Below are 26,992 nucleotides of genomic sequence, written 5' to 3' on the forward strand. Positions count from 1 at the left end.
CACCGACTGTTCCCAAAAACGGGCGCAAAGTAATTAACGCAATAATAATCGCGTACTGGCGCAAAAGACATTTAGCTATACCAAGCACAACTTATCTTCCCTATCCTTCGGGTGTATCCGAGGGATTGAGGAGGTGGCGACATGCGTGACAACGATTGGCTGTGACCCCGGACCTGTTCCATGGACGGTGAGTTATGAGACGCTAACGCGAGGCTCATGTGGATGAAGCTGTCCAGACAGGAAGTGAGGCGACGACGACGGTGCGTGACGACGGGGTGGATCGGCGGCTGACGCCGCTCGTCGGGCTCATCGTCTGCTGTGGCCTGGTGGCGATGGCGTGGGCGGTGTCCGGGATCGGCGCACCGCCCAGCCTCCCCGCCCTCTACTACCCCCTGGTGCTCACCAGCCTCGTCGCCGTGGCGAGCGGCTGCACCGTACCGATCCGGATCCGAACCCCGCAGGGCATCTCGCCGACCAGCGCCGCGGTGCTGGTGTCGGTCGCGGTGCTGCCGGCGCACTGGGTCGTCGTGTGCACGGCCGTAGGCGTAGCCGTCGGGCGTTCCGTCGCCCGGTCCACGCCGGTCAAGGTGGCTTTTGCCACGGCCAAGGAATCGATCGGCGCGCTGGCCGCTGCGGCGGCCGCGACGTGGGCCGGTCTCGTGCCGGTGCTGGGCGGCACCAGCCACCTGACCCGGTCCTGGACAGTCACCGTCATCTCGCTCTGCGTCGCGGCGCTGGCCTACGCGGCGGTTGACGAGACGCTGCCGGTGCCGGTGGTCGCGCTGGCGGACCGGACATCCTGGCAGCGGGTGGTGCGCCGGGGCGCTCGGATGCGGGCCGGTGTGAAGGTCGCCACGTTGCTGCTCGCCCTGGTCACGGTGGTCGTGGTCGCGGTTGACGCACGCCTGCTGGTGGCTACCCCGTTGGCGGTCCTGCTGCTGCACTCCAGCTTTCGCCGGCGGCTGCATCTGGCCGAGGAACGGTCGGCCTGGCGGCAGCTGGCCGAGACCACCGACGCCCTCAACAACGTGGACCTCGACGCGGTACTGCGTACCGCGTCGTCTGGAGCCGCGCGGCTCTTCTCGGCCCGAATCGTCGAGATCGAGTTCCAGCACGGCCCGCAGCGACGCCTGGTGCGGGGCGATGAGCACGGCCTACGGTACGACGGTCCGGTGGATCATGCCGTGCCCGGCGTCGGCGGTGACCTGGTCACGGTGCCGCTCGGCGCCACCGGCGGCGCCGAGCAGGCCGCCGGTGCGCTGCGGCTCGCCCTCGCCGGCGCGGGTCTGTCCGACCGCGAGCGCTACACGTTGCGTACCTTCGGCGCGGCGCTGACCACCGCGATCCGCAACGCCATCGCCTACGCGCAGGTGATCGACCTCGCGGCCCGGCACGAGCACGACGCCACCCATGATCCGCTGACCGGCCTGGCGAACCGTCGGCACCTGCGGGAACGACTCACCGCCGCGTTGGCCGACCGGCGCAGCCTGCCTCGCACCGCCCTGGTGCTCATCGACCTCGATCACTTCAAAGAGGTCAACGACACGCTCGGGCACTCCGCCGGTGACCAGGTTCTGGTGGAGGTCGGCCGACGGCTGGACCTGGCCGCCGCCGGTGACCTCGTCGCCCGACTGGGCGGCGACGAGTTCGCCATTCTGCTCACCGGACACGCGGCGCCGGCCCGCGCCGAGCACCAGGCGGCACGGATCCTGCAGGTGCTGCGTGACCCGATGGACCTCGACGGGATCCGGATCAGCCTGCGGGCCAGTGCCGGACTGGCCACGGCGAACGGCAACGCCAGCACCGAGGAGCTGCTGCGGCGGGCGGACGTGGCGATGTACCAGGCCAAGGAGAGCGGCCGCGGGCTGACCAGGTACGACCGTAGCCGGGACACCGCCGACCCGGACCGGCTTGCCCTGCGCGGTGAGCTTCCCGCCGCGCTGGCCGGTCACCACTACGCGGTCGGCTTCGACCCGATCGTCGATCTCGGCAGCGGATCGGCGGTCGCCGCCGAAGCGGTGGTGCGATGGGGCAACACCGACCTCGGTGACCAGCCGGCAGCCGGAATGCTCGCGCTGGTCGAGCGCTCCGGCTGGCTCGCCGAGTTCACCCGGGGGATATTCGACCGGACGCTCGCCGCCACCCGGCTGCTGCGGGACGCCGGCTTCGTGCTTCCCGTGTCCATCGGCATCTCCGCGCGGAGCCTGCTGGATCCCGCGTTCCCTGCCGACGTGCGGCACCGGCTGGACGTGCACCGGGTGCCGGCCGACCAGCTGATCGTCGAACTCACCGAGACGACCGGGATCAGCTGCCCGGACATGGCGCTGAGCGCCCTGCACCAGTTGCACGACGACGGGGTGCGGATCGCGTTCGCCGGATTCGGCACGTCCGACGCGCCGCTGTCCGCGCTGCTGCGCATTCCGGTGCACCTGGTGAAGGTCGACCATCGGCTGCTCGCCGTACCGGAGAACTCGCCGGCGGCGTTGCGGTCACTGGTCGGCCTGGGCCGCGACCTCGCGAACACTGTGGTCGCCAACGGCGTCTCCACCCCCGGTCAGCGACGGACGCTGTGGGAGCTGGGCTGCGCCGCCGGTCAGGGCAGTCTGTTCGGTCCGGCCGCCGCCAACGTCGACGAGCTGGTCGCGATGCTGCGCCGCGGCCGCGACGGGGTCGTCGGGGCGCTCGCCCCGAGCCTGCATCCGGGGGCGAACATCGTCCGGATGCCGCGGCTGCGTCGGGCCGGATCAGGGTGACCGTGAGCCGGACCGGGTCAACGTGGCGGCGTCCGGACCGGGGCACCGTCGCTACCGACCGGATGGCGGTGCTCCGCCGTGGTGCGGTCGTCGTCCGCTCTGGCGGCGACGACGTCCACGGTGTGCCGCGCACTGTCCTGTCCGGAGAACGGCCAGAGCAGGTCGGCCCGTCGGGCCAGCGCAGAAAGCTGCTCGACGGTCAGCCCGCAGGAGGCGACGCTGGCCCGCACGTCGGCGCGGTACCGGCCGTCGGGGTCGCGTCGTAGCCGGGTCTCGGCGTGCACCTCGACGGTGTGCGACTCGTCGGTGATCTCGGAGGCCGCCTCGACCGCCGCGTGGTGCAGGCAGGACGCGAACGCCGCGGCCAGCAACTGCTCCGGGGTGAGACCGCCGCCGTGCGGTGCCAACGGGGATGCGAGCCGGCTGGAGAACTCGCCGTCGTCGGTACGGACCCGACCCGCTTCGGCGGTTGCCGAAGCCTGGTGGATCCAGGGTTCCGAAGCACCCATCACGCCTCCTCCGCGTCCTGCCCGGCGGCTGCGTACCCGTGGGCGACACGGCGAAACGCGGGCGGTGACCTGGCGGATCGGTCGGCGGCACCGAGATCGGGCCGGCACCGAGATCGAGGGGTCGGTGGCGAGGTGAGGCCAGGCAGGGGGTGGCGGCCACCAGCGGCTATCGTTGACGTTTCGTCAACTGAGGTGTTTTCGTCAACGGATCACCACAAGAAGAAAGACGCCTTTGCGGCGTCCATCTAATGACAGCTAACAACAAGGGGGCACAGTTGTCAAGTGCGGTGCAGGCACCCGGGCGTGACAACATCAACGGTGTGGACCAGACCGTCACCGACACCGACCGGCCCGAGGAACTGGACCGGGCCGCCGACCTTGCTGCGGAGCAGCAGTACGTCACCATGCTGCACGAGCAACTGGACGCCCTACGGGAGATGGCGCAGCAGCGGCTCGCGGCCGCGCTGCGGCAGACCGGCGGCACGCCGCAGGCGCGCTCCGAACGCGAGGCCACGGTGGCGCTGCACACCGAGCGGATCGCCCAGTACAGCGCGGTGGAGAACGGACTGTGTTTCGGTCGGCTCGATCTGACCGACGAGGGACACCGCTACATCGGCCGGATCGGACTCTTCGACGAACAGGGCGACTACGAGCCGTTGCTGATCGACTGGCGTGCCCCGGCCGCCCGACCCTTCTACCTGGCGACCGCGGCGGCGCCGGACGGCGTCCGCCGCCGACGGCACATCCGCAGCCGGCTGCGGACCGTCACCGCGATCGACGACGAGCTGCTCGATCTGGAACTCGCCCGGGACCACCCGACCAGCACGCTGACCGGTGAGGCGGCACTGTTCGCCGCGATCACCGCCGGTCGGACCGGGCGGATGAAGGACATCGTCCAGACCATCCAGGCCGAACAGGATGAGATCATCCGGGCACCGGTGGACGGGGCGCTGGTGGTCCAGGGAGGCCCGGGTACCGGCAAGACCGCCGTCGCGCTGCACCGCGCCGCGTACCTGCTCTACACCCACCGCCGAGAGCTGTCCAGCCGGGGTGTGCTGGTGGTCGGGCCGAACGCGACCTTCCTGCGGTACATCGCTCAGGTGCTGCCGTCGTTGGCCGAGACCGGGGTGCTGTTGCGTACCCCCGGAGAGCTTTATCCCGGGGTGCGGGCGACCCGGGTCGAACCGGACCGGGTCGCGGAGATCAAGGGCCGGGCGGCGATGGCCGAGGTGGTGGCGGCCGCGATCCGGGACCGGCAGGAGGTGCCGGACGAGCCGGTACTGGTCGACGTGGACGGCCACCAGTTGCGGATCACCGCGCAGATCTGCGCCGACGCGCGCGAACGTACTCGCCGGTCGGGACGGCTGCACAACCTGGCCCGCGCATTGTTCGACACCGAGGTCGTGCACGCGTTGGCCGACCAGATCGCCGGCGAGATCGGCATCGACCCGTACGCGGACGATCCACTCGGTGGCGACGACGCTCCCGGTGAACCGCAGGTGCTCGCCGAGGCCGACCTCGCGGAGATCCGACGGGAGCTGCGCGCCGATCCGGCGCTGCGGTCGGTCCTGGACCGGTTCTGGCCGGTGCTGACTCCGCAGCGACTGCTCACCGAGCTCTTCGCCTCGCCCGAGCGGCTCGCGGCCGCCGCCCCCGACCTGGGTCCCGCCGAACGCGACGCGCTCCGCCGCGCGCCCGGCGGTGGCTGGTCGCCGGCGGACGTACCGCTGCTCGACGAGGCGGCCGAGCTGCTCGGTGTCGACGACAGCGCGCAGCAGGCGCTCGCCGAGGTTCAGCGCCGCCAGCGGCTCGAGTACGCCGAGGGAGCGTTGGACGTGCTGCGCGGGTCGGAGTCCATCGATGTGGAGGACGAGGCGGAGCCGGAGATTCTCGGCGCGACCGACCTGCTCGACGCCGAGGCGCTGGCAACCCGGCAGGTGGCCGGTGACCATCGGACGGCTGCCGAACGGGCGGCGGCGGACCGTACCTGGACCTTCGGTCACATCGTCGTCGACGAGGCCCAGGAACTGTCCGCGATGGCGTGGCGCCTGCTGATGCGCCGCTGCCCGAACCGGTCGATGACGATCGTCGGGGACGTGGCCCAGACCGGGGCGCTGGCCGGCGCGGCCTCCTGGGCGCAACTGCTGAGGCCGTACGTGGCGGACCGCTGGAGGCTGGCCGAGCTGACGGTGAGCTACCGCACTCCGGCCGAGATCCTGGCGGTGGCTGGTCGGGTGCTCGGCGCCATCGATCCCGCCGCCTCGGTGCCCCGGGCGGTCCGCGAGTCGGGCGTGCCGGTTCGGTGGGAGCGGGTGTCCCGGGCCGGCCAGCTCGTCGACCGGCTGGTCGAGCTGATCCGGGCGGAACTGCCCGTGGTCGGCGACGGCCGGCTCGGGGTGATCGTGCCGGCTGGCCGGCACGACGGGTTGGTGGAGCCGGTACGGTCGGCGGTCGACCTGGTTGCGTCCGGTGAGCAGCCCGATCTCGAGTCGCCCGTGGTGGTGCTGACCGTCGCGCAGGTCAAGGGGTTGGAGTTCGACTCGGTCGTGGTGGTGGACCCCGCCGCGATCCTCGCTGACTCGCCACGGGGCCGCAACGATCTGTACGTGGCGCTGACCCGGACCACTTCGCGGCTGGCGGTGCTGTACCCCGGGGACCTCCCGTCGATTCTCGGCTCGGCCGGCTCCGGCGACGCTGGCTAGCCGGCCGGCTGAGGTGGCGGTCCGGCTCCGTCCGGCGGAGCGGGGAGCCTTCGTGCCGTTGCCGAACCGTTATCTGACCCGGTCGGTGGATCCGGCTCGTCCACCAGTCGTGGACGAGCCGGGCGCGCCGCTGGCAACAAAGACGACAAATGCCGGCAAAACCGTGCAAGCTCGTGTCCGTTTCCGATCGCCGGGAGACGGCGGTGCCGGTGGGGCTGGCGGTGCCCACAGGGTCGGCCGCGTAGGGTGGTGTACGGCAGCTGTCCGTAAGATGGCGTGCCGGACAACCCTCGGTGGCGTCGGCCCTCCCCGGGCCGCAGTTGACGGACGTACCGCACGAACTCGACACAGTTGGGAGGTGGCCGGCGTGGAGAACCTGGCCTACCTGGATGCCGGATCTGGCAGCCTGATCGTCCAAGCGGTGGTGGCTGGCGCCGCCGGCATGGTCGTCGCGACCAAGCTCTACTGGCGCCGGCTGGTCAGCCGGTTCCGTAAGCAGCCCACGAAGAAGGACTGAGCGGCCCGGCACCGATGATTTCCGAATCGACCACCTCGACCCCCCGGAACGAGCCCGGCTCGTTTCGGGACCCGGACAACCAGGTCTTCTACGCCGACGGCGCGGTGCTGCGCGGCTTGGGACCCCAGGCCGCGAGCGACTGGGCGGCGGTCCGGGACAGCGCCTTCCTGACGCCGCTGATGGCCGCCGGTAAGGTCGTCGCCACCGAGACCGTCGAGCAGGGGGACCTGCCCGCGGCGGTCGCCGACCGGTGGACGACGGTGCTGCGACACGAGCGGGTGCCGTTCGTGTCCTACCCCTACGAGTGGTCCTTCGCTCAACTGCGCGACGCCGCCCGCCTGCACCTGGAGGTGCTGGACGCGGCGCTCGCGGACGGGGTCACCATGACCGACGGTTCGGCCTACAACCTGCAGTGGCGCGGGGTCGACCCGGTCTTCATCGACGTGGGCTCGTTCCAGCCGGCCGCTGCCGGTGAACCATGGGCCGGCTACCGGCAGTTCTGCCAGACCATGCTCTACCCGTTGATGCTGCAGGCGCATCTGGGCCTGGACTTCCAGCCGTTGCTGCGGGCGCGTATCGACGGCATCGAGTCGGGTCAGATGCGGCGGCTGTTCCGCGGCGCCCGGCGGTGGCGGGCCGGTGTGTTCAAGCACATCCACCTGCACGACGCGATGCAGACCCGGCACGCCTCGGCCAGTACCGGATCGGTGCGGGCGGAAATCCGCGACGCCGGCTTCTCCACCGAACTCGTCCGGGCCACGGTCCGGGCCGTCGCCAAGCTGGTGGACCGCCTGGACTGGGCTCCGCCGGGCAGCCACTGGGTCGACTACCAGCAGACCTGTACGTACTCCGACGCCGACCGGACGGCGAAGACCGCCTTCGTCGACGTCGAACTCGCCGCACACCCCCCGGGGACAGTGTTCGACCTCGGTGCCAACGACGGCACGTACTCCCGGATCGCCGCCGCCCACGCCGAGCAGGTGGTGGCCGTGGAGAGCGACCCGGCGGTCGTCGACCACCTGTACCGGCGGCTGCGCGCCGACGGTCAGCGGCGGATCCTGCCGATCCTGATGGACCTCGCCGACCCGTCGCCCGGCGGTGGCTGGGCCGGTGACGAGCGTACGTCGTTCACTGCCCGGGCCCGAGCGGACACGGTGCTGGCCCTGGCGGTCATCCACCACCTGGCGATCGGGCGTAACGTGCCGCTGCCAAGGGTCCTGGACTGGCTGACCGGCCTGCTGCCGGCCGGCGGCGGCACCGGCCAGATGATCATCGAGTTCGTCCACCCGGACGACCCGATGGCCCGGCAACTGCTCGCCAACAAGCCCGCCGGGCTCTTCCCCGACTACCACCGGGCGGAGTTCGAGCGGCTGCTCGCCGAACGGTACGAGATCACCCGGCGGGAGGAACTCCCGTCCGGCACCCGGACGTTGTACGCCGGGGTCCCGCGTGGCTGACGCGGAACCCGGTACCGCTGCGGCGGTACCGGCCCCGCGTACACCCCGGGCGACGGAGCTGCGTCGGCTGCTGGAGATCGTCGCACTGTGCGGCCTGGTCGTCGCGCAGCCGTTGCTGGACGTCGTCGGGCGCAGCCCGGACTTCTTTCTCTTCCACGGCGCCGGGACGACCGAGATCCTGCTGCTGGTGGCGTTCTACGTGGTCGTACCGCCCCTGGTCTGCTGGCTGCCCGGCGCGTTGACCGGACTGGCCGGTCCGCGGGTCCGCCGCGCCGCTCACCTGGTGACGGTCGGGCTGCTGCTGGTCGCCCTGGCGGTCCAGGTCGGCAAGCATCTGCTGCCGATCCGAGGCCTGCCGCTGCTGGCCGCCGCGCTGCTGGCCGGCGCCGCCGTGACCTGGGCCTACCAGCGCTGGGGTGGGCTGGGACAGCTGCTGCGGCTGGCCGCCATCGGACCAGCGGTCTTCGTGGTGCTGTTCGTGTTCACCTCGCCGGCCTCGGCGGTGGTGCTCGGCAGCGAGCGGACCAGCGCCGGGCCCGGCACGGCCACCGGCGACGGCGAACACCCACCGGTGGTGGTGCTGATCCTCGACGAGCTGCCGCTGTTGTCGCTGCTCGGCCCGGACGGGCGGATCGACGCCGAACGCTACCCGCACTTCGCCGAGCTGGCCGCGGGTTCGACCTGGTACCGCAACGCCACCGCGGTCAGCGGCTGGACCCCGTACGCGCTGCCGGCGATGCTGTCCGGTCGGTACCCCGAACGCGAGGTGGCACCCCACTACTCCCAGCACCCGGACAACCTGTTCAGCGCGCTCGGCGGCACCTACCAGATACGGGCGCAGGAGAGCATCACCGAGCTCTGCGCGCCGAGTCGCTGCGAGGCGGAACCCACCACGGCGGCGCTGCCGGTGCTGTTCCGGGAGACCGCCGCCCTGCTCGGCCAGATCCTGTCGCCGGTGGAGAGCCACGACGACCCGACGGCGAGTTTCCGCGAGCCGACCCGTCGCGACGCCGGGCTCGCCGACGCGGCCCCGGCCGGCGTCGACGCCCCGACCGACCCCAGGTTCCGGTTCGACGCCCTCGACGACAACCAGCCAGCTCGGTTCACCACGTTCCTCGACGGACTGGCGACCCCGGACCAGGGGCCAACCCTGCACTTCCTTCACCTGCTGATGCCGCACGCGCCATGGAGCTACCTGCCGTCCGGTGTGCGCTACGAGGCTCCCGAGGACTTTCCGAACGAAGGTGCCGGCTGGGTGGAGCTGGCCCGTCAGCGGCACCTGGCCCAGCTCGGCTACACCGACGGTCTGATCGGGCAGACCCTGGCGGCGCTGCGATCGAGTGGCCGCTACGATGACGCGCTGCTCGTCGTCACCGCCGACCACGGGGTGAGCTTCACTCTGGGGGAGCAGGGGCGGGGCATGGGTGCGGTGCGGGCCGCGCCGGCCGAGGTGCTGTGGGTGCCGACCTTCGTCAAGGAGCCGGGCCAGCAGACCGGTCGGGTCGACGACCGCAACTGGGAGCACGTCGACCTGCTGCCGACCATCGCGGCGCACGCGGGCATCGACCTGCCGTTCGAGGTCGACGGCCGATGTGGCAGCTGCCCGCCCCGGGAACGGGCGGACAAGCAGTTCCGGGACGTTCCGGGTGAGCCGGTGACGGTGCCGGGCCCGGCGACGTTCACCGCCCTGACCACCGGCCAGGCCGGCCCGCCGTTACCCGCGCCGCTGGTGCCGGAGCTGGTCGGTCGCCCGGTCGCCGAGCTGTCGGTCACCGATGACGGTGTCCGCGCCACCGTCAGCAACGCCGACAGCTACACCGATGTCGACCCGGCAAGCGGCAGTCTGCCCGCGCTGGCGTACGGCGAACTGCCCGACCAGGTGACGACCGGCGCTCCGCTCGCGGTGGCGGTGAACGGGCGGATCGCCACCGTGGTGCCGGCGCTGGCCCCGGACGCCGAGGGGCGGCGGTTCGCCGCACTGATCACCGACGAGTCGCTGTGGCGGGCCGGTGACAACCGGGTGGAGATCTTCGAGGTGGTCGGTGACGGTACCGAGCTGCTGCGGCGCACCGACTGACTGGTACTTTCATCCGTTTTTGGGGTGTTTCGTGGTGCCTGGCCACCGGATCGGGTGACGCATCCCTCACCCTCACCTGCTCGCTGCGGCAGCGCACCACCGCAGGATTACGGTAAGAAATGAGGCACTCGACGAAGATCTGCCGGCGAAGTGAGGGACCATATGACGGATGTGAAGCTGGACCATCCTGGTGGCCAACTGTCGATGCCGGTGCAGCCGGCTATCGAAGGTCCGCCCGGGATCGAGGTCGGGGCGCTGCTGAAGGAGACCGGCCACGTCACGTTCGACCCGGGCTACGTCAACACCGCCTCCTGTGCATCGGCAATCACCTACATCGACGGCGATGCCGGGATCCTGCGTTATCGGGGCTACCCCATCGACCAACTGGCCGGCAAGGCGTCCTTCCTTGAGGTCAGCTACCTGCTCATCTACGGTGAGCTGCCGACCAGTGACGAGTTGGCCGCTTTCAGTGAGCGGATCCGGCTGCACACGCTGCTGCACGAGGAGATGCGCCGGTTCTTCGACGGCTTTCCCCGGGACGCGCACCCGATGGCGGTGCTCTCCTCCGCGGTGAGCGCCCTGTCGACCTTCTACCAGGACAGCCTGGATCCGTTCGACACCGACCATGTCGAAATCTCCACCGTGCGGCTGATGGCCAAGGTGCCGACCATCGCCTCGTACGCGTACAAGAAGTCGATCGGCCAGCCGCTGCTCTATCCGGACAACGCGCTCGGCTACGTGGAGAACTTCCTGCGGATGACGTTCGGCGTGCCGGCCACCGAGTACCAGGCCGACCCGGTCATCGCGCAGGTGCTTGACATGTTGTTCGTGCTGCACGCCGACCACGAGCAGAACTGCTCGACGTCGACGGTGCGGCTGGTCGGCTCCAGCAACGCCAACCTGTTCGCCTCGGTGTCGGCCGGGGTCAACGCGTTGTTCGGGCCGCTGCACGGCGGTGCCAACCAGGCGGTGCTGGAGATGCTGCAGGAGATCCACGCCTCCGGCGGCGACGTGCAGAACTTCGTCCGGCGGGTCAAGAACAAGGAGGCCGGGGTCAAGCTGATGGGCTTCGGCCATCGGGTCTACAAGAACTACGACCCGCGGGCGGCCATCGTCAAGCAGGCGGCGCAGGACGTGCTGGGCCGGCTGGACAAGCCGGACCCGTTGCTGGACATCGCGATGCAGCTGGAGGAGATCGCGCTCGCCGACGACTTCTTCGTCTCCCGCAAGCTCTACCCGAACGTGGACTTCTACACCGGGCTGATCTACAAGGCGATGGGTTTCCCGCCGAAGATGTTCACCGTGCTGTTCGCCCTGGGCCGACTGCCCGGTTGGATCGCGCAGTGGCGGGAGATGATTGCCGACCCGACCAACAAGATCGGCCGGCCCCGGCAGCTCTACGTCGGCCCGCAGGAGCGTCAGTTCGTCCCGGTCGACCAGCGCTGAACCTCGTCGGCGGGGTCGCCTGCGACCGCAGGCGACCCCGCCGACGGCGTCGGACGGGTCAGTCGGCGCGCTGGCCGGCCGCGTCGGCCGCTGGTCGGCCACCACCGTCGTCGGTCCGCGCCACCGGGTCCGGACGCAGCCAGACCGCGGCGAACGGCCCGACCTGCAGTACGGCGGACACCGGCTGACCGTGCAGCGGGGCACCGTCCGCTGCGACGGCCCCGAGGTTGCCGACGTTCGACCCGCCGTACCACTCGGCATCGGTGTTGATCGTCTCCTGCCAACGACCGGGCTGCGGCAGTCCGATCCGGTACCCGTGCCGGGGCACCCCGGAAAAGTTGACCACGCAGGCCAGGACGCTACCGTCGCGGGCATGCCGGAGGAACGAAACGACGTTGGCCTCCCGATCGGTGTGGTTGATCCACCCGAACCCGTCCGGCGTCACGTCCAGCTCCCACAACGCCGGGCACTGCCGGTAGACCGCGTTCAGGTGCCGGAGCAGGTTGCGTACCCCGCCGACCGCCGGGTCGGCGGCCAGTGACCAGTCGAGCCCGCGCTGTTCGCTCCACTCCTGCTCGTCGGCGAGTTCACTGCCCATGAAGAGCAGTTGCTTGCCGGGGAACGCCCACATGTAGGCCAGCAGCCCACGCAGTCCGGCCAGCCGCTGCCACCGGTCGCCGGGCAGCTTGGCGGTCAGCGAGCCCTTGCCGTGCACCACCTCGTCGTGGCTGATCGGCAGCAGGAACTGCTCGGTGTGCGCGTACGCCGCCGGCCAGGTCATCTCGTCGTGGTGGTGGCTGCGGTGTACCGGATCGCGGGCCAGGTAGCTCAGCGTGTCGTGCATCCAGCCCATGTTCCACTTGAGCCCGAAGCCGAGCCCGCCCCAGTCGGTGGGTCTGGTGACCCCCGGCCAGGCGGTGGACTCCTCGGCGATCATCACGACGCCCGGATTGAGCCGGTACGCGGTCGCGTTGAGCTCCTTGAGCAACTCGATCGCCTCGGTGTAGGCGTTGCCGCCGGATTCGTTGGGCAGCCACTGACCCGGCCCCCGCGAGTAGTCCAGGTACAGCATCGAGGCGACCGCGTCGACCCGTAGCCCGTCGACGTGGAACTCCTCCAGCCAGTACAGGGCGTTGGCGACGAGGAAGTTGCGTACCTCACGCCGGCCGTAGTCGAAGATCAGGCTGCCCCAGTCGGGGTGCTCGCCGCGGCGTGGATCCGGATGTTCGTACAGCGCGGTGCCGTCGAACCTGGCCAGCGCCCAGGCATCGCGGGGGAAGTGCGCCGGCACCCAGTCCAGCAGGACCCCGATCCCCGCGCCGTGCAGCCGGTCGACCAGATGCCGGAAGTCGTCCGGGGTGCCGAACCGGGAGGTCGGCGCGTAGTAGCCGGTCACCTGGTACCCCCAGGAGCCGCCGAACGGATGCTCCATCACCGGCATGAACTCCACATGCGTGAAGCCCAGGTCCGACACGTAGGAGACCAGTTGATCGGCCAGTTCCCGGTAGCTGAGCCCGGGCCGCCACGAGCCGAGGTGCACCTCGTAGACGGACATCGGCCGGGCGTGGTGGTCACCGCGCCGGTTACGCAACCAGTCCGCGTCCTGCCAGACGTACCCGGACTGGTACACCACCGAGGCCGTCCGGGGCGGCACCTCGGTGGCCTGCGCCATCGGGTCGGCCCGGTCCGCCCAGGAGCCGTCGGCCCCCTGGACGCGGTACTTGTACCGCTGCCCGGCGACGACGCCCGGCACGAAACCGGCCCACACGCCACCGGAGCCGAGCCGGTTCAGTTCCTGGCCTTCGTACGGGCCCCAGCCGGGGCCGTCGCCGATCACCCGGACCCGTCGGGCGTTCGGCGCCCACACCGCGAACCGGCACCCGCCGGGCTGCGGGTGGGCGCCGAGCATCCGCCACAGCTGTTCGTGGCGTCCTTCGGCGAACAGGTGAAGGTCGATGTCGCCGATCGTCTCGGTCAGGGCAGCCTCCCGGGTAGCGGTCATCTGCTCCCCGCGCCGGCGAGGAGGTTTCCGTCCGGGATGACGATAGTGGCCTTTCCATGCGCCATTCGGGCGGCCGCCCGTTCGGTGGCGAACGCCGAGGACTGGACGACCGCCGCGGAGTAGACGGCGGCGGTGCGGTGCGCGATCGCCGCCCAGCCGTACTGGTCGTGGACCATCCGGCGGGCCTGCCGGGCCACCTGCCGGGCCAGCGCCGTGTCGGCCAGCAGGGTACCGACCGCGTCGGCCAGTCCGTCCGGGTCCTTGGGCTGGAAGGTCATTCCGGTGACCCCGTTCTCGACGATCTCGGCGAGTCCGCCGGTGGCCGACACGGCCAGCGGCGCGCCCGCCGCGGCGCCCTCCAACGCCACCATGCCGAACGGCTCGTAGACGCTGGGCACCGCGAAGCAGTCCGACGCCGCCATCAACGCCGGCAGGTCGGTGCCGCCGAGGAAGCCGGGCAGCGTGACCGCGTCGCGTAGCCCGAGCCGGTCGATGCCGGCCTCCAGCTCGGCCCGGTACGGCCCGTCGCCGGCGATCACCAGCCGCAGGTTGGGGTGCTGGCGGCGTAGCCGGGGCAGCGCGGCGATCAGGTGCTGTACGCCCTTCTCGTAGACCAGTCGGCCGACGAACGACACCAGCGGTCCGTCGCCGGCGAACCGTGCCCGAGCGGCGGTTACGGCGTCCGTCGGCACCTGCCAGCGGCGGGCGTCCACCCCGTTGGCCACCACATCGACCCGGTCCGGGCGCACCCCGAACAGGCTCAGCACCTCGTCGCGCATGTAGCCGGAGCAGGCGATCACCCGGCCGGACTCGTGGCCGAGCCAGTGTTCGATGGAGTGGATGGACTTGTTCATCTCGTCGGGGAGCCAGCCCTGGTGGCGGCCGGCCTCGGTGGCGTGGATGGTGGCGACGAGGGGGATGTCGAGGTGTTCCTTGAGGGTGACGGCGGTGTGGGTGACGAGCCAGTCGTGGGCGTGGATGACGTCGTATTCGGCGGTCTGGGTGGCGCGCAGGGCGGCGCGGGTGAGGGTGTGGTTGAAGGCCATGGTCCAGGCGAGGAGGCTGGGGGTGGCGAGGGGGAACAGGGGTGGGTCCTCGGCGGCGCGGATGATGCGGACGCCGTCGGCGTATTCCTCGAGGGGGGCGCCGGGGGCGTGGCGGGTGACGACGGTGACCTCGTGGCCGGCGTTGGCCAGGGCGACGGAGAGGGCGTGCACGTGTCGGCCCAGTCCGCCCACCAGCACCGGCGGGTACTCCCAGGACAGCATCAGGATCCGGCGGCGTCCGTCGGCGGCGTCGCCGACGGCCGGCAGCGGGGGGTGCGGTCGGGACGTCGGGACCGGACGGCACAGGCCGTCCTGAGTGACCAGTGCGTTGGTGAACTGGTCGCCGACCCGCAGGGGCATCGCGATCTTCTCCATTCATTTGAACAGGTGCGGGTGCGCCGGCGCCGGTGACGGCAGGACAGGCGGTGAGAGGGTGCTGCGGCGGTGATGTGGTGCTGCGCGACGAGGTCGAGCGGTGGCCGATGGCCGTGGCCCGGGTGAGAAGAGGCGGCCGACGGCCGGTGGCGGGCGGGCTGCCACGCTGCGGTGCGTGGTGCCGCCGTACTCAAGGAAACGACATCTGGACCGGATCCGCATCCCGTACGTGCCGGAGGTGACCGAAGACACTCGACCCCGGGTCACCGGTGCCCCTGACGGCCGCGCGGCCGGCGGTCAGCGGCGGCAGAGCGCCAGCGGACGCGGCCGGTCGGGGACCGCGTCCACCGGGTCCGTTGTCGGGTCGGCGGTGTCGGTCACCGCCGCCGGCGGTGCCAGCAGCAGGATCCCGACACCGGCGGTGCCACAGGCGCACACCAGCAGCACCATCGCGAGCGGTCCGTCGGCGAAGCGTTCCCCGAACAGGGCCACCCCGATCACCGCCGACGCGACCGGGTTGGCCAGGGTGACCGTGGCCAGCGGCGCGCCGAGGCCGCCGCCGCGGTAGGCGAGCTGTGACAGCAGCACCCCGGCGATGGCCATCGCGGCGACGGCCGGCACGGTCGGGCCGATCAGGGCGGCCGCCGAATGCTCGGCGTACTCGCGGGTCACCGCGTGGGTCAGCGCGGATGCGACGGCGAACGCGACGCCGGCGCCGGTGGCGTACAGCAGGCTCCGGGGCACCGGGCGACGCAGCGCCGCGGTGCCGGCGATCATGGCGGTGAGCACGACGGCGCTGGCCACGATCAGGACGGTGCCGTCCGCTGCGGTCATCCCGTCGCCGCTGCCCGGCACCGTCAGGGTGAGCAGCAGGAGCAGACCGAGCACGGTTGCCGCGGCACCGACCCACTGCCGGGCGGCGACCCGCCGGGCGGTGAACGCGGCGCCGATCGGCAGGGCCAGCACGAGCGTCAGGACGCCGAGCGGCTGTACCACTGACAGTGGGCCGTATGCGAGCGCCGCCACGTGCAGCAGCGCGCCGGCGGCGTTCAGCGCCACCGACAGCCACCAGCGCCGGGCCCGTAGCAGCGCCCGGACGATCGCCCGCCAGGGGGTCTGGGCCCCGAGCCGGACGGCGAGCCGTTCCTGGACCACGGCGCCGAGGGCGTACGCGCCGGCCGAGGCGACAGCGAAGGCCACGGAGATCAGTAAGTCGGTCACGACCGGGCCCGTCGGCACCCTTGGCGCGTCATCGTCCCATGATCCCTCACCCGACGCCGGTCACCCTCACCCGTCGGGGGGCAGTTGTCTCCGTCTCACGAACTACCTCGCCGGCGGGGTTCCTCCGTCAGACGGAGGACGGAACCGGAGTGGAGCTCCGGGTGGTGGCCCTGGGGGGATCAGGCCAGAACGACGACCAGACCGGCGAGTGCGACCAGGAAGAGGAGCCCGAGGACCGCCTGGAACAGCAGCGCCGGACCGAGGTGCGACCAGACGGTCGGGGTCCGTGGGGTGAGGAACTGGCCGGTGGTGAGATTGACGATCCGTTCCACCCGGGGCGGCAGTTCGGGGTCCTTCTGCCGGCGTACCGTCACCTGCACGTGGTCGGCCGGGTCGAGGGCACTCTGCGGCACATGTCCGTGGATCTCCATCTCGCACAGCACCCCGGCGGTGTCCCGGATGTGCAGGGGAGTCACCAGGAACTCGGGCCCGTTGCGCAGCTCCTTCCACTTGCGGCGGGCGGCGGTGGAGCCGCTTCCGGCCAGGCGGACCGAGGCGAGCGCCGCCCCGAGCGCTCGGATCACCCCGGCCGCCGCGAGGACCCCGATCAGGACGGGCTGACCGACTTTGATCGGCCGGGAGTATCCGCCGACCAGACGGACCACGTGTCCGGTGATGATCGGCCCGGGCCGGTGGACGGCTCGCTCGGGGAAGAGTTCGGGATCCATCCATCACCACCCAATGTTTGTCTTTGTTCACTCATTGTATCGAGGTGGTGGAGTGAATGCCGTGAATGAATGGGGTTCACCGGGGAGGTGATGGTTGATTTGAGGTGATTAGTCGAGCTGTCCGGGTATCCCGGCGGAGAGAGGAGGGGGTACGTCATGGATCTGTCCTTCCTGCGGCCGCTCTACGCCCGGCCCGGCCCGTGGGCGTCGGTTTACCTGGACGCCTCACACGACACCGAGGACGCGGTGGACGCGCTCGAACTGCGCTGGCGGGCGCTGCGTGATCAGCTGGACCAGCAGGGCGCCGATCCGGCGACGGTCGCGGCGCTCGGCGCGGCGGTGACCCGGCATGTGCCCCGCACCGGCGAGTACGGCCTTGCGCTCAGCGCCGCCAGCGGCGACGTGGTGCTGCACAACTACCTGCCGGCACCACCCCCGCGTGACCTCGCCACGGTCGGCCCGCTGCCGCACGCGATGCCGCTGGTCGCCCAGCGGGGCGAGGAGATCAGCTGGCTGCGGGTACTGGTCAGTCGCACCGGGGCCGAGATCGACGCGGTCAGCGCCGGCGGGTTGCCCCGGCAGGCCGGCGTCGATGGTCCGGCCGCCCACCCGATCCGCAAGGTCAAACCGGGGGCCTGGTCCCAGGCCCGGTTCCAGCGGGCGGCCGAGGTGTCGTGGCGGCGCAACGCCGGTGCCAGCGCCGCGGCGACGGCGGCGCTGGCCGACCAGATCGGGGCCGAGGTGCTGGTGGTCGCCGGCGACCCGGACGCACGCCAGCTTCTGGTCGGCCAACTGCCGAGGCGCTGGCAGTCGCGTACGGTGCAGACCGATGCCGGGTCGCGGGCGGTGGGTGCCGATCCCGAGCCGTTGACCGAGGCCACCATCCAGGCCATCGCCGCGGTAGCCGCCGAGCACACCGACCGGGCACTGGACCGCTACGGCGCGCAACAGGGTCGGGGCGATGGTCTGTCCGCCGTGGTCGACGCGCTGCAGCGGGCTCAGGTCGACACGCTGCTGCTGGTCGACGACCCCTCCTCGACCCAGCGGGTCTGGATCGGTCCGGAGCCGACCCAGATCGCCCTGGATCCGGCCGACCTGGCCGTCATGGCGGTGGACGAGCCCTGCGAGGTCCGCGCCGACGCGGCGCTGCTGCGTGCGTTGGCGGCCACCGACGCCGATCTGGTGCTGGTCGGGCCCGGTGACGCGGATCTGGTCGGCGGGGTCGGCGCCGTGCTGCGGTATTCCGATCCGGTCATCAGTTGAGCGCACTGCCGGTGCGTCGGATGCCGTCGTCGGCGTGGAAATTTCATGGCATTCGGATCGGGTGGCGTCGTCACTGCCAGTAGGGTCCGGCTTAGTGAGGGCGTCCGTCCGGTGCTGGACCGGACACGCGACCCGATCAATGTGCCGGAATGCGGAGCTCAGGGCCGGATCACCGGGGAGGGGCGAAATGTCCGGACAAAAGCGTACAGTAACTCGTTCGGAACACGCGCTGGAGGACCTCGACGGAGCAGCTCTGTCCTACGCGGCCCGATTCGCCGACCAGGCTGAGAGCCGGCGCCGGGATCTGCGGGCGGAGCTCGTCCAACTGGCCCTGCCGTTCGCCGGTCGGCTGGCCCGGCGCTACCGGGGTCGCGGCGAGCCGCTGGAGGATCTCGAGCAGGTCGCCCGGCTCGGGCTGGTCAAGGCGGTGGACCGCTACGACCCGGACCGCGGCTCGTTCACCGCCTACGCGGCGGTGACCATCACCGGAGAGATCAAACGCCACTTCCGGGACCGGACCTGGGGCGTGCACGTGCCCCGCCGGCTGCAGGATCTCACCATCGAGGTGAGCCAGGCGACCGCAGTGCTGACCAGCGAGCTGTCCCGGTCGCCGACCGTCGCCGAACTCGCCGCGCGGTTGGACACCTCCGAAGAGGACATCCTCGCGGCCCTGGAATCCGCCGCCGGCTACACACCCGCGTCGCTCAACGGGCCGGTCGGCGACGACGGACCCGCCGAGCTGGGCGACATGTTCGGCGCGCTCGACGCCGACCTGGAGTCCGTCGACGACCGGCTGACGGTCAGCGGCCTGCTCTACCGGCTGCCGGCCCGGGAACGCCGGATCCTCGCCATGCGCTTCTACGGCAACTACACCCAGTCGGATATCGCCGCCGAGTTCGGCATCTCCCAGATGCATGTCTCCCGGCTGCTGTCCCGGACCCTGACCTGGCTGCGCCAGGCGATGCTGACCGACGCCCCGCCCCGGTGGGAGTCCGGGATCGCCCAGCCGGAGCCGACCGACGCCGCGCTGACCGTCTCCGTACGTCGCGTCGACGGCCGGACCGAGATCGGCCTGACCGGCGAACTCGACCGGGAGGCCGCCGAACGGGTCCGCGCCGGACTGGTCGACGCGGTCCGGGCCGCCGGCACCGACGCCGAGGTCCTGGTCGACCTGGACGGCGTCGGCTTCGTCGACGCCGCCGGCATCGCCGCGTTGCTGGCCAGTCACGAGGCCGCCCGCCGGGCGGCGGTACGGCTACGGTTCGTCCGGCCGCAGCCCTACGTGCGACGCAGCCTGACCGTGGCCGGCCTGGCACCGCTGTTCGCCGTGGCCTGAGCCGTCCCGCCCGCTACCTCGATCGGGGGAACCGGTGCCGGCTGGCGGGCGACGGCGTCACCGGCGCCGATAGCGTGCCGACCGTGAAGCAACGTGGAAACCGCCTGGTCGCGGCAATCGTCGCAGGCGCGGGTACGTTCGCCTTCGGCATCTCCGGAGCCGGGGACGACACGTCGAACTCCGGTGCCATCGCACTGGTCGGGTTGGTGGTCGGTCTGATCGTCTTCCACGCCACCAAGCCGAGTGCGGGAAGCAAATAGCCCGGTCGACGGTACGGCTGGTCGCGGTGTCAGCCGGCGGCTGCGGTCGCCAGCGCCTGCCGGTGCTGGCCCAACGGAGGCCGCTCCTGGACGGACACGTCGCTGACGACGATCTCGCGTTCCAGGTTGCTCAGTGCCTCGGCCTCGCCGCGCCGGAACTGGGTGAGCAGGCCGCCGGGCGGACGCTGCGAGATCACCCAACCCTTGCGGTAGAGCCGCGACCAGGCGGTCAACAGGATCTGGGCGGACATCCGCCCCAACGCCTCGGTGCTCTGGTGCCGGTGCCGCCGCTCGCCGAGATCGACCTGGGCCAGGGAGTCCAGCCCGCAGACGTCGAGCAGGTCGATCAGCATCGCCGTCTCCACCCCGTAGCCGGAGACGAACGGGATCTGTTCCAGCACGTCGCGTCGGCCGGCGTACTCGCCGGCCAACGGCTGGACGAACCCCGACAGGTCCGGCCAGAAGAGGTTGAACAGCGGTCGAGCCATGATCTCCGTGACCCGGCCACCGGCATCCGCCTCGACGTCACTCGAGCGCACCAGCGGCCGGTGGTAGAAGCCCTTGACAAAGCTGACCGACTCGTCGGTGAGCAGCGGGCCGAGCAGCCCGGTCACGAAGGCCGGCTGGAACTCCCGCAGGTCGGCGTCGACGAAGGCGATCAGATCCCCGTCGGTGGCGGCCAGCCCGGCCCAGAGCGCGTCCCCCTTGCCCTCCAGTCGCGGCAGGCCCCGGGTCATCTCGTCCTGGCCGACGACCCGGGCGCCGGCGGCCGCGGCCACGGCCGCCGTGCTGTCGTCGGACCGGGAGTCGACCACCACCACGTCGTCGACCAGCGGCACCCGGTCCACCAGGTGCCCGACGATCGACTCGACGATGGCGCCGACGGTGGCCTCCTCGTTGCGGGCCGGCAGTACGACGCTCATCCGCCGGCCGGTCCTGGCCTTGGCCATGGCCAGTTCCCAGGGCGTCCACTGGCCCGCCGACCCGGTCCGACGGGCAGTCCAGTCCGCAACCGTGGGAGCGACGGCCGTTCGCGCGTACCCCATGATCCACCCCCGTGACGACACTCGATCAGCTGCTGGCTACCCCGACCGGCGGGCGGTATGCGTCGTCCGATCGGGGTTCGTCCGCCCCGGCTGAGCGTGCTGGGGCGGGTGGGGCACCGCGAGCCGGACGCGTCGCGTAGCGTTGACGGTCATGGGTGTGTCGCAGCGTCTGAAGAGTCGGTTCCGGCGTTTCCTCCAGCGGCCGGGCAGCACGGTCGACCTCGCTCCGTTGGCGAAACTGCTTCCCGACATCGTCGGCCGGGAGGACGACCTGCGGGCCCTCGACGACGCCGAGTTGACCGCCGAGGCCGGCCGGGCCAACGAGTTCGTCGACCTCTGTGCGGTCGGCCGGGAGGCCGCCCGGCGGGCGATCGGCGAGCGGCCGTTCGACGAGCAACTGCTCGGCGCGATGTCCCTGCTGGCCGGCAAGGTCGCGGAGATGGCCACCGGTGAGGGCAAGACCCTGACCGCCACGATCGCCGCCTACGGGCACGTGCGGCGGGGCAACGGCCCGGTGCACGTGCTGACGGTCAACGACTACCTCGCCCGCCGCGACGCCGAGTGGATGACGCCGGTCTACCAATTGCTCGGGCTGACCGTCGGCTGGGTCACCGAGAGCAGCAGCCCCGAGCAGCGGCGGACCGCGTACCAGCGGGACGTCACCTACGTGTCGGTGAGCGAGGCCGGCTTCGACTTCCTGCGTGACCAGCTGGTCACCGACATCGCCGACCGGGTCCAGCCACCGCTGTCCACGGCGATCGTCGACGAGGCCGACTCGATCCTCATCGACGAGGCCCGGGTGCCGATGGTGCTGGCCGGCGCGGTCGTCGGTGAGCAGGACCCGGTGCACACCGCCGCCGCGCTGGTACGCGGGCTACGCGCCGGCCGGGACTACGAGGTCGCCGACGACGGCCGCAGCGTCGCGTTCACCTCCGCCGGGCTGGCCGCGGTCGAAGCCAAGCTGGACGGCGTCGACCTGTACGCCGACGACAACGTCGGGCAGCTGTCCGCGATCCACGTCGCCCTGCACGCCCACGCGTTGCTGCACCGCGATGTCGACTACATCGTCCGCGACGGCGCCGTGGAGCTGGTGGACGAGATGCGCGGCCGGGTGGCGCAGCGCCGCCGATGGCCGGACGGGCTGCAGGCGGCGGTCGAGGCCAAGGAGGGCCTGAACGCCACGGCCGAGGGCGAGGTGCTCGGCACCATCACCGTGCAGGCGTTCGTCGCGGCGTACCGCACCCTGTGCGGGATGACCGCGACGGCGGTCCTCGTCGGCGATCAGCTCCGCGAGTTCTTCAAGCTGGAGGTGGCGGTGATCCCGCCGCACACCCCGTGCGTACGGACCGACGAGCCGGACCGGATCTACGCCACCCGCGCGGAGAAGGACGAGGCGCTGGTCGCCGAGATCAGCTCGGCCCACGCCACCGGGCGTCCGGTGCTGATCGGCACCCTCGACGTCAAGGAGTCGGAGAGCCTGGCGGCGTCGCTGGGCGAGGCCGGCGTGCCCTGCGTGGTACTCAACGCCAAGAACGACGACGAGGAAGCCGCGATCATCGGCGAAGCCGGCGCGCTGGGGGCGGTGACGGTCTCCACCCAGATGGCCGGGCGCGGCGTGGACATCCGTCTCGGCGGCAGCGACCAGGCCGACCGGGACCAGGTCGCCGAGCTGGGCGGGCTGTACGTGATCGGCAGCGGCCGGCACGACAGCCGGCGGGTGGACAACCAGCTGCGCGGCCGGGCCGGCCGCCAGGGCGACCCGGGTGGCTCGGTGTTCTTCGTCAGCCTGGAGGACGACCTGGTCGTCCGGCACGCCCCGGACGCGATCCCACCCTCGCCCCGGATGACGCCCGACGGCATCGTGCAGGACGAGCAGGTGGACTTCGCCATCGAACACGCCCAGCGGATCGCCGAGGGCGTCGACTACGAGATCCACCGCAACACCTGGCGCTACAGCGTGGTGATCGAACAGCAGCGCAAGGCGCTCGCTGAGCGGCGTGAGCGGTTGCTGACCACCGAGGTCGCCGCGCTGATGCTGATGGACCGGTTCCCACAGCGGTGCGCCGAGATGGACGAGGACCTGCTGTCGCGGGCCGCCCGTTCGATCGCCCTCTACCACCTGGACCGGCTCTGGACCGACCACCTCGCCGAACTGTCCGAGGTGCGCGAGGGTGTGCATCTGCGGGCACTCGGCCGTCTCGATCCACTCGACGAGTTCCACCGGGCGGCCGTGCCCGCGTTCAACCAGCTGGTTCCGGAGATCGAGGCCCGCACCGTCGCGACCTTCGAACAGACCGAGTTCGACGAGGACTGGCAGCCCGACGAGGCCCAACTGGTACGGCCCAGTGCGACCTGGACGTACCTGGTGCACGACAACCCGTTCGGCTCCGAACTGGACCGGCTGATCTCGTCCGTTGGCCGCCGGCTCAGTGGCAGCGGCCGCCGCTGAGCGCGGTCAGGGTGCGATCACATTGACACTGGTCGACCCGGCGGACAGCAGGCTGGCCGTCCTGGAGACCGCCGCCCTGCTGCGGGAGTTGACCGCCGGAATGATCCGGTGCACCGATTTCGACCAGGCGGTGGAGCATCTCGCCCGCACTACCCGATCCGCACTGCCCGGGGTGACGTACGCGAGCGTCTGTTTTCTCCGGGCCGGGCGGCCTGCCTCGGTGGCGGCGTCCGATCCACTGGTCAAGGATCTGGATGAGCTTCAGTACGCCTCCGACGGGCCGGCGATGACCGCGATCCGGGACCGTGAGATCGTGCTGGCCGCTCCAGGGGCCGACTCGCCGCGCTGGCCGCAGTGGAGCCGGGCGGCGGTCGACCGGGGGATCCGTTCCGTGCTCTGCGTGCCGGTGGACGTTGACGACGAGGCGATCGGTGCGATCAACCTGTACGCGGACCGGGACGGAGCGCTCGGCGCCGGCGAGCAGTTAACCGCCCTGCTCCTCGCCGAACACGCCGGACTGCTCCTCGCGGCGGTCCGGGACCGGCGTCGCGGCGCGGCGGCGGGCGGGGCCGACGGCGATCGGCCGGAGTACGGCGACGTGATCGGCCCGGCGATCGGCATCGTGATGACCCAGCGGCGGTGCCCGGCCGGGGAGGCGCTCGCGGTGCTGCGCGAGGCGGCCGAGGCGACCGCGATGCCGCTGCCGCAGGTCGCCGAGCGGTTGGTGGCGTCGGTGCTGCGAGCCGACAGCCAGCAGCGGTGATGGCCGGTGGGTTCGTGGCGGGAGATACTCGGGTAGACAGGCGGTGCGACCGGTGTGACCAGTGGGAAGGGCGTGAGGGCGATGCAGGCGCGACTCCGCGTGCCCGGCCAGCCGATCCAGCCGATGCTGGTGACCCTGCCGTTCGGACTCTTCGTCTGTGCGGCCCTGTTCGACATCTCGGTGGTGGCCGGGGCACCCGACCTGTTCGGTGAGGTCGGCTACTGGACGTTGGTCGCCGGGCTGGCCGCGATGGCGCTGACCGTGGCGGTGGGTCTGGTCGATCTCTGGGATGAGCCGGCCGGCCCGGTCCGCTCCTCGCTGGTCCGGTTCAACCTGATCAGTACGGCGATGGGCGGGCTTTTCCTGCTCGCCGGCCTGATCCGTACCTCCGGTCCGACGTCGTTGGCCGGCGTCCCGTTGCTGATCGTGGAGCTGGTCGGTCTCGGCGTGGGGGTAGCGGGGCTGCGCCACGGTACGGCTCTGTTGCGCCACGTCGGGGAGGTGGCGGCCGTCGACGAGCGCGGCCGCCGGTCGGACGGGTTGGACGCGCTGGCCCGCCGCTAGCTCGCTGCACCGCTGCCGGTCCCGCGCCACCCGGTCGCGCGGGACAGGTGGGTGTCGACTCAGCTGTCCAGCAGGTCCCGCATCCGGTTGATCTCGACGGCCTGCTCGGCCGCGATCGAGGTGGCGAGTTCCTCGATGGTCACGTCGCTGCCGCCGGTGAGCACCCGGTCGGACATTTCAACGGCGCCTTGGTGGTGGTCGGACATCATCGCCACGAAGAGCCGGTCGAACTCGGCTCCCCGGGCGGCCGCCAGCTGCCGGACGGCCTGCTCGGTCTGCATCCCGGGCATCGTGTCGTGGTCGTGTTCACCGGCCGGCAACCGCCGGTCCTGCAGCCACTGCCGGAGTACGGCGATCTCGGCGGCCTGCCCTGCCCGGATGCGGTCGGCGAACGCCCGTACCCCTGGGTCGGCACTGCGGTCGGCGGCGAGTGCTGCCATCTGCACGGCCTGGGTGTGGTGCGGGATCATCATCTGGACGTACCAGGTGTCCAGCGCGTTGTACTGCGGGGGATCGATGGTCACGTCCGTGCCGGGGCGCAGCTCGGCCGGCTCGCCGGGCCGGCCGGGCAGGATCACCGGCGGTGCGTTGGCGGTCCCGTCGGCGCCGGTGGACGTTCCCGCCGACTCGGTCGCTGCGTCGCCGGTGGCGGTCGTGGCCGAGGTCGTCCCGGCGGTCCGCAGCAGGACCACCGCGACGACGACCACGGCCGGGATCAGGGCGAGTGCCAGTAGCCGCCGGTGCCGGCCGAGTGACAGTCGGGACATCGGGCCTCCCGAGGTGGACGGTCGCGATGGTATCCGGCTAACTCCATGTATCGATGTGATTACTGTCACATCGATGTCGGGAACTCGGCGGTATCGTCGAAGAATCATCAATCCCTTTCGAAGGGTGCCGCACATGATCAGACGTTCCCCACGAGGGCCGCGGCAGCTCCGGACCGTGGCAGTGGCGGCGATCGCCGTCCTGTTCGGCAGCACCGCGGTGGCGACACCGAGTCATGCAGGGACCCCGTTCGACGTGGACTGCGCCGACGCCACCGACGCGCTGGCGGTCGAGCTGTGCCTGGCCCAGGCGTCGGCGGCGGGCACCGACGACCCCGGACTCGGCGTCGACGAGATCGACAGCAGTCGGAACCTGCGTCAGATCGCCAGCCTGCCCAAGCCCGCGCCGTTCGACACCGAGTCCTCGTTGAACTCGGACCTCGCCTTCCAGGGCAGGTACGCCTTCGTCGGCAACTACAACGGCTTCGTGATCTACGACATCGCCAACCCACGGCGGCCACGGCTGGTGTCGCAGGTGGTCTGCCCGGGCGGGCAGAACGACGTGTCGGTCCACGGTGACCTGCTGTTCCTGTCGACCGACTCGTCGCGCAGTGACGACTCCTGCGCCAGCACCTCCCAGTCCGCGTCGGTGAAGGAGTCCTGGGAGGGCATCAAGATCTTCGATATCCGGGACAAGAAGAACCCCCGGTACGTCAAGTCCGTCGAGACGAACTGCGGCTCACACACCCACACCCTGGTGCCGGCGAAGAGCCGCGCGTTCGTGTACCTCTACGTGTCGTCGTACAGTCCGTCGACGAATTTCCCGGACTGCCAGCCGCCGCACGACCTGATCTCAATCGTCAAGGTGCCGTTGAAGAAGCCGACCGCCGCAGCCGTGGTGGCCACTCCGGCGATCTTCCCGGACGGCGGCAACCCGGGCGGCAACGGCAGCTCCACCACCAGCGGCTGCCACGACATCACCGCGTACCCGCAGAAGGACCTCGCGGCGGGCGCCTGCATGGGCGACGGCGTGCTGCTGGACATCTCCGACCGGGAAGCGCCCCGGGTCGTCCACCAGGTCCGGGACACCACCAACTTCGCCTTCTGGCACTCGGCGACGTTCAACAACTCGGGCACCAAGGTGGTCTTCACCGACGAACTCGGCGGCGGTGGGGCGGCGACCTGCAACCCGACCATCGGCCCCGAGCGGGGGGCGAACGCGATCTACGACATCACCGGTACGGGTGACGCGCGGACGCTGGTCTTCCGCAGCTACTTCAAGATCCCCCGGACCAACGGGTCGACCGAGAACTGCGTGGCACACAACGGCTCGCTGATCCCGGTGCTGGGCCGCGACATCATGGTCCAGGCCTGGTACCAGGGCGGCATCTCGGTCTGGGACTTCACCAACTCGGCGAGGCCGCAGGAGATCGCCTACTGGGAGCGGGGGCCGGTCTCGGACACCCGGATGGTCACCGGCGGACCGTGGTCGACGTACTACTACAACGGCTACATCTACTCCAGTGACATCCAGAAGGGCCTGGATGTGCTGGATCTCAAGGACTGGCGGACGGCGAGCGCCAAGCTGGTCCGGTTCCCGGAGCTGAACGTGCAGACCCAGCCCTGGTACCTCAGCTGGTGACGCCGCACCGGTGACACCGAGGCACCCGGTGGGTGGTCGGACCGTGGTCCGACCACCCACCGCGCCCGACCG

19 protein-coding genes and 1 pseudogene are annotated in these 26,992 nt (G+C 71.1%); 13 read left to right on the top strand and 7 right to left on the bottom strand.

Annotated elements, in window-relative coordinates:
* The first annotated feature begins 260 nt into the window (after positions 1-260).
* Entirely contained in the window at positions 261-2,753 is a 2,493-nt protein-coding gene (locus EDC02_RS08485) for a bifunctional diguanylate cyclase/phosphodiesterase (protein WP_123601462.1), read from the top strand.
* 110 nt (positions 2,754-2,863) lie between these two features.
* Here EDC02_RS08485 and EDC02_RS08490 read toward each other — a convergent pair.
* Positions 2,864-3,262: pseudogene (locus tag EDC02_RS08490) on the bottom strand (OsmC family protein); the annotation flags it as partial.
* Between the two features lie 404 nt (positions 3,263-3,666).
* Here EDC02_RS08490 and EDC02_RS08495 point away from each other — a divergent pair.
* The 5 genes from EDC02_RS08495 to EDC02_RS08510 all read left to right on the top strand — a co-directional run bounded on the left by EDC02_RS08495 (position 3,667) and on the right by EDC02_RS08510 (position 11,461).
* Positions 3,667-5,964 carry an ATP-binding domain-containing protein gene (locus EDC02_RS08495; RefSeq protein ID WP_233606364.1) on the top strand — a complete coding sequence of 766 codons (2,298 nt, stop codon included), beginning with the start codon at positions 3,667-3,669 and terminating at the stop codon, positions 5,962-5,964.
* A 358-nt stretch (positions 5,965-6,322) separates the two neighbouring features.
* Entirely contained in the window at positions 6,323-6,481 is a 159-nt protein-coding gene (locus EDC02_RS40110; protein WP_158632100.1) for a hypothetical protein, read from the top strand.
* 14 nt (positions 6,482-6,495) lie between these two features.
* On the top strand, positions 6,496-7,938 hold the full coding sequence (locus EDC02_RS08500) for a methyltransferase (protein WP_123601465.1): 1,443 nt from the start codon (positions 6,496-6,498) through the stop codon (positions 7,936-7,938).
* Positions 7,931-10,015, top strand: coding sequence for a sulfatase-like hydrolase/transferase (locus EDC02_RS08505; protein ID WP_123601466.1), 2,085 nt, complete (start codon positions 7,931-7,933; stop codon positions 10,013-10,015). The genes EDC02_RS08500 and EDC02_RS08505 overlap by 8 nt, the downstream gene beginning before the upstream one ends.
* Before the next feature lie 162 nt (positions 10,016-10,177).
* Positions 10,178-11,461, top strand: a complete 1,284-nt coding sequence (locus EDC02_RS08510; protein ID WP_123601467.1) for a citrate synthase — start codon at positions 10,178-10,180, stop codon at positions 11,459-11,461.
* 58 nt (positions 11,462-11,519) lie between these two features.
* On the opposite strand, the gene glgB is transcribed toward EDC02_RS08510, so the two are convergent.
* From glgB to EDC02_RS08525, 4 genes are all read right to left on the bottom strand, one after another.
* Positions 11,520-13,463 (bottom strand): 1,4-alpha-glucan branching protein GlgB, encoded by a 1,944-nt coding sequence (gene glgB, locus EDC02_RS40770; RefSeq protein ID WP_199757549.1) that lies wholly within the window; start codon positions 13,461-13,463, stop codon positions 11,520-11,522.
* Positions 13,460-14,869: a glycosyltransferase family 4 protein gene (locus tag EDC02_RS40775; RefSeq protein WP_199757550.1), complete on the bottom strand. Its 1,410-nt coding sequence runs from the start codon at positions 14,867-14,869 to the stop codon at positions 13,460-13,462. The genes glgB and EDC02_RS40775 overlap by 4 nt, the downstream gene beginning before the upstream one ends.
* Positions 14,870-15,181: 312 nt before the next feature.
* Positions 15,182-16,105, bottom strand: coding sequence for a DMT family transporter (locus EDC02_RS08520; protein ID WP_148083374.1), 924 nt, complete (start codon positions 16,103-16,105; stop codon positions 15,182-15,184).
* A 179-nt stretch (positions 16,106-16,284) separates the two neighbouring features.
* Positions 16,285-16,833: a hypothetical protein gene (locus EDC02_RS08525; RefSeq protein ID WP_123601469.1), complete on the bottom strand. Its 549-nt coding sequence runs from the start codon at positions 16,831-16,833 to the stop codon at positions 16,285-16,287.
* Between the two features lie 156 nt (positions 16,834-16,989).
* Here EDC02_RS08525 and EDC02_RS08530 point away from each other — a divergent pair, with 156 nt between their 5' ends.
* The 3 genes from EDC02_RS08530 (at position 16,990) to EDC02_RS40115 (ending at position 19,692) form a co-directional block, all read left to right on the top strand.
* Positions 16,990-18,096, top strand: a complete 1,107-nt coding sequence (locus EDC02_RS08530) for a Vms1/Ankzf1 family peptidyl-tRNA hydrolase (protein WP_123601470.1) — start codon at positions 16,990-16,992, stop codon at positions 18,094-18,096.
* 187 nt (positions 18,097-18,283) lie between these two features.
* On the top strand, positions 18,284-19,432 hold the full coding sequence (locus EDC02_RS08535) for a SigB/SigF/SigG family RNA polymerase sigma factor (RefSeq protein WP_123601471.1): 1,149 nt from the start codon (positions 18,284-18,286) through the stop codon (positions 19,430-19,432).
* A gap of 83 nt (positions 19,433-19,515) precedes the next feature.
* The gene (locus EDC02_RS40115) at positions 19,516-19,692 is read left to right on the top strand and encodes a hypothetical protein (RefSeq protein ID WP_158632101.1); all 177 of its coding nucleotides are present in this window, start codon (positions 19,516-19,518) and stop codon (positions 19,690-19,692) included.
* Positions 19,693-19,721: 29 nt separating this feature from the next.
* On the opposite strand, the gene EDC02_RS08545 is transcribed toward EDC02_RS40115, so the two are convergent.
* A complete protein-coding gene (locus tag EDC02_RS08545) occupies positions 19,722-20,738 on the bottom strand; it encodes a glucosyl-3-phosphoglycerate synthase (protein ID WP_123601473.1) in 1,017 nt (338 codons plus the stop codon).
* A gap of 151 nt (positions 20,739-20,889) precedes the next feature.
* Here EDC02_RS08545 and secA2 point away from each other — a divergent pair, with 151 nt between their 5' ends.
* The 3 genes from secA2 (at position 20,890) to EDC02_RS08560 (ending at position 24,514) form a co-directional block, all read left to right on the top strand.
* A complete protein-coding gene (gene secA2 / locus EDC02_RS08550) occupies positions 20,890-23,187 on the top strand; it encodes an accessory Sec system translocase SecA2 (protein WP_123601474.1) in 2,298 nt (765 codons plus the stop codon).
* A gap of 22 nt (positions 23,188-23,209) precedes the next feature.
* Complete coding sequence (locus tag EDC02_RS08555) at positions 23,210-23,950, top strand: GAF and ANTAR domain-containing protein (RefSeq protein WP_370461435.1); 741 nt, start codon at positions 23,210-23,212, stop codon at positions 23,948-23,950.
* 81 nt (positions 23,951-24,031) lie between these two features.
* On the top strand, positions 24,032-24,514 hold the full coding sequence (locus EDC02_RS08560; protein WP_123601475.1) for a DUF2231 domain-containing protein: 483 nt from the start codon (positions 24,032-24,034) through the stop codon (positions 24,512-24,514).
* Positions 24,515-24,573: 59 nt separating this feature from the next.
* Here the strand turns inward: EDC02_RS08560 and EDC02_RS08565 are convergent, their stop codons facing one another.
* Complete coding sequence (locus tag EDC02_RS08565; protein ID WP_123601476.1) at positions 24,574-25,281, bottom strand: DUF305 domain-containing protein; 708 nt, start codon at positions 25,279-25,281, stop codon at positions 24,574-24,576.
* A 133-nt stretch (positions 25,282-25,414) separates the two neighbouring features.
* On the opposite strand from EDC02_RS08565, the gene EDC02_RS08570 reads away from it, so the two are divergent.
* Positions 25,415-26,920: an LVIVD repeat-containing protein gene (locus EDC02_RS08570; protein WP_123601477.1), complete on the top strand. Its 1,506-nt coding sequence runs from the start codon at positions 25,415-25,417 to the stop codon at positions 26,918-26,920.
* Positions 26,921-26,992 lie beyond the last annotated feature (72 nt).

It is taken from the genome of Micromonospora sp. Llam0 (genome assembly GCF_003751085.1).
GTDB lineage: Bacteria > Actinomycetota > Actinomycetes > Mycobacteriales > Micromonosporaceae > Micromonospora_E.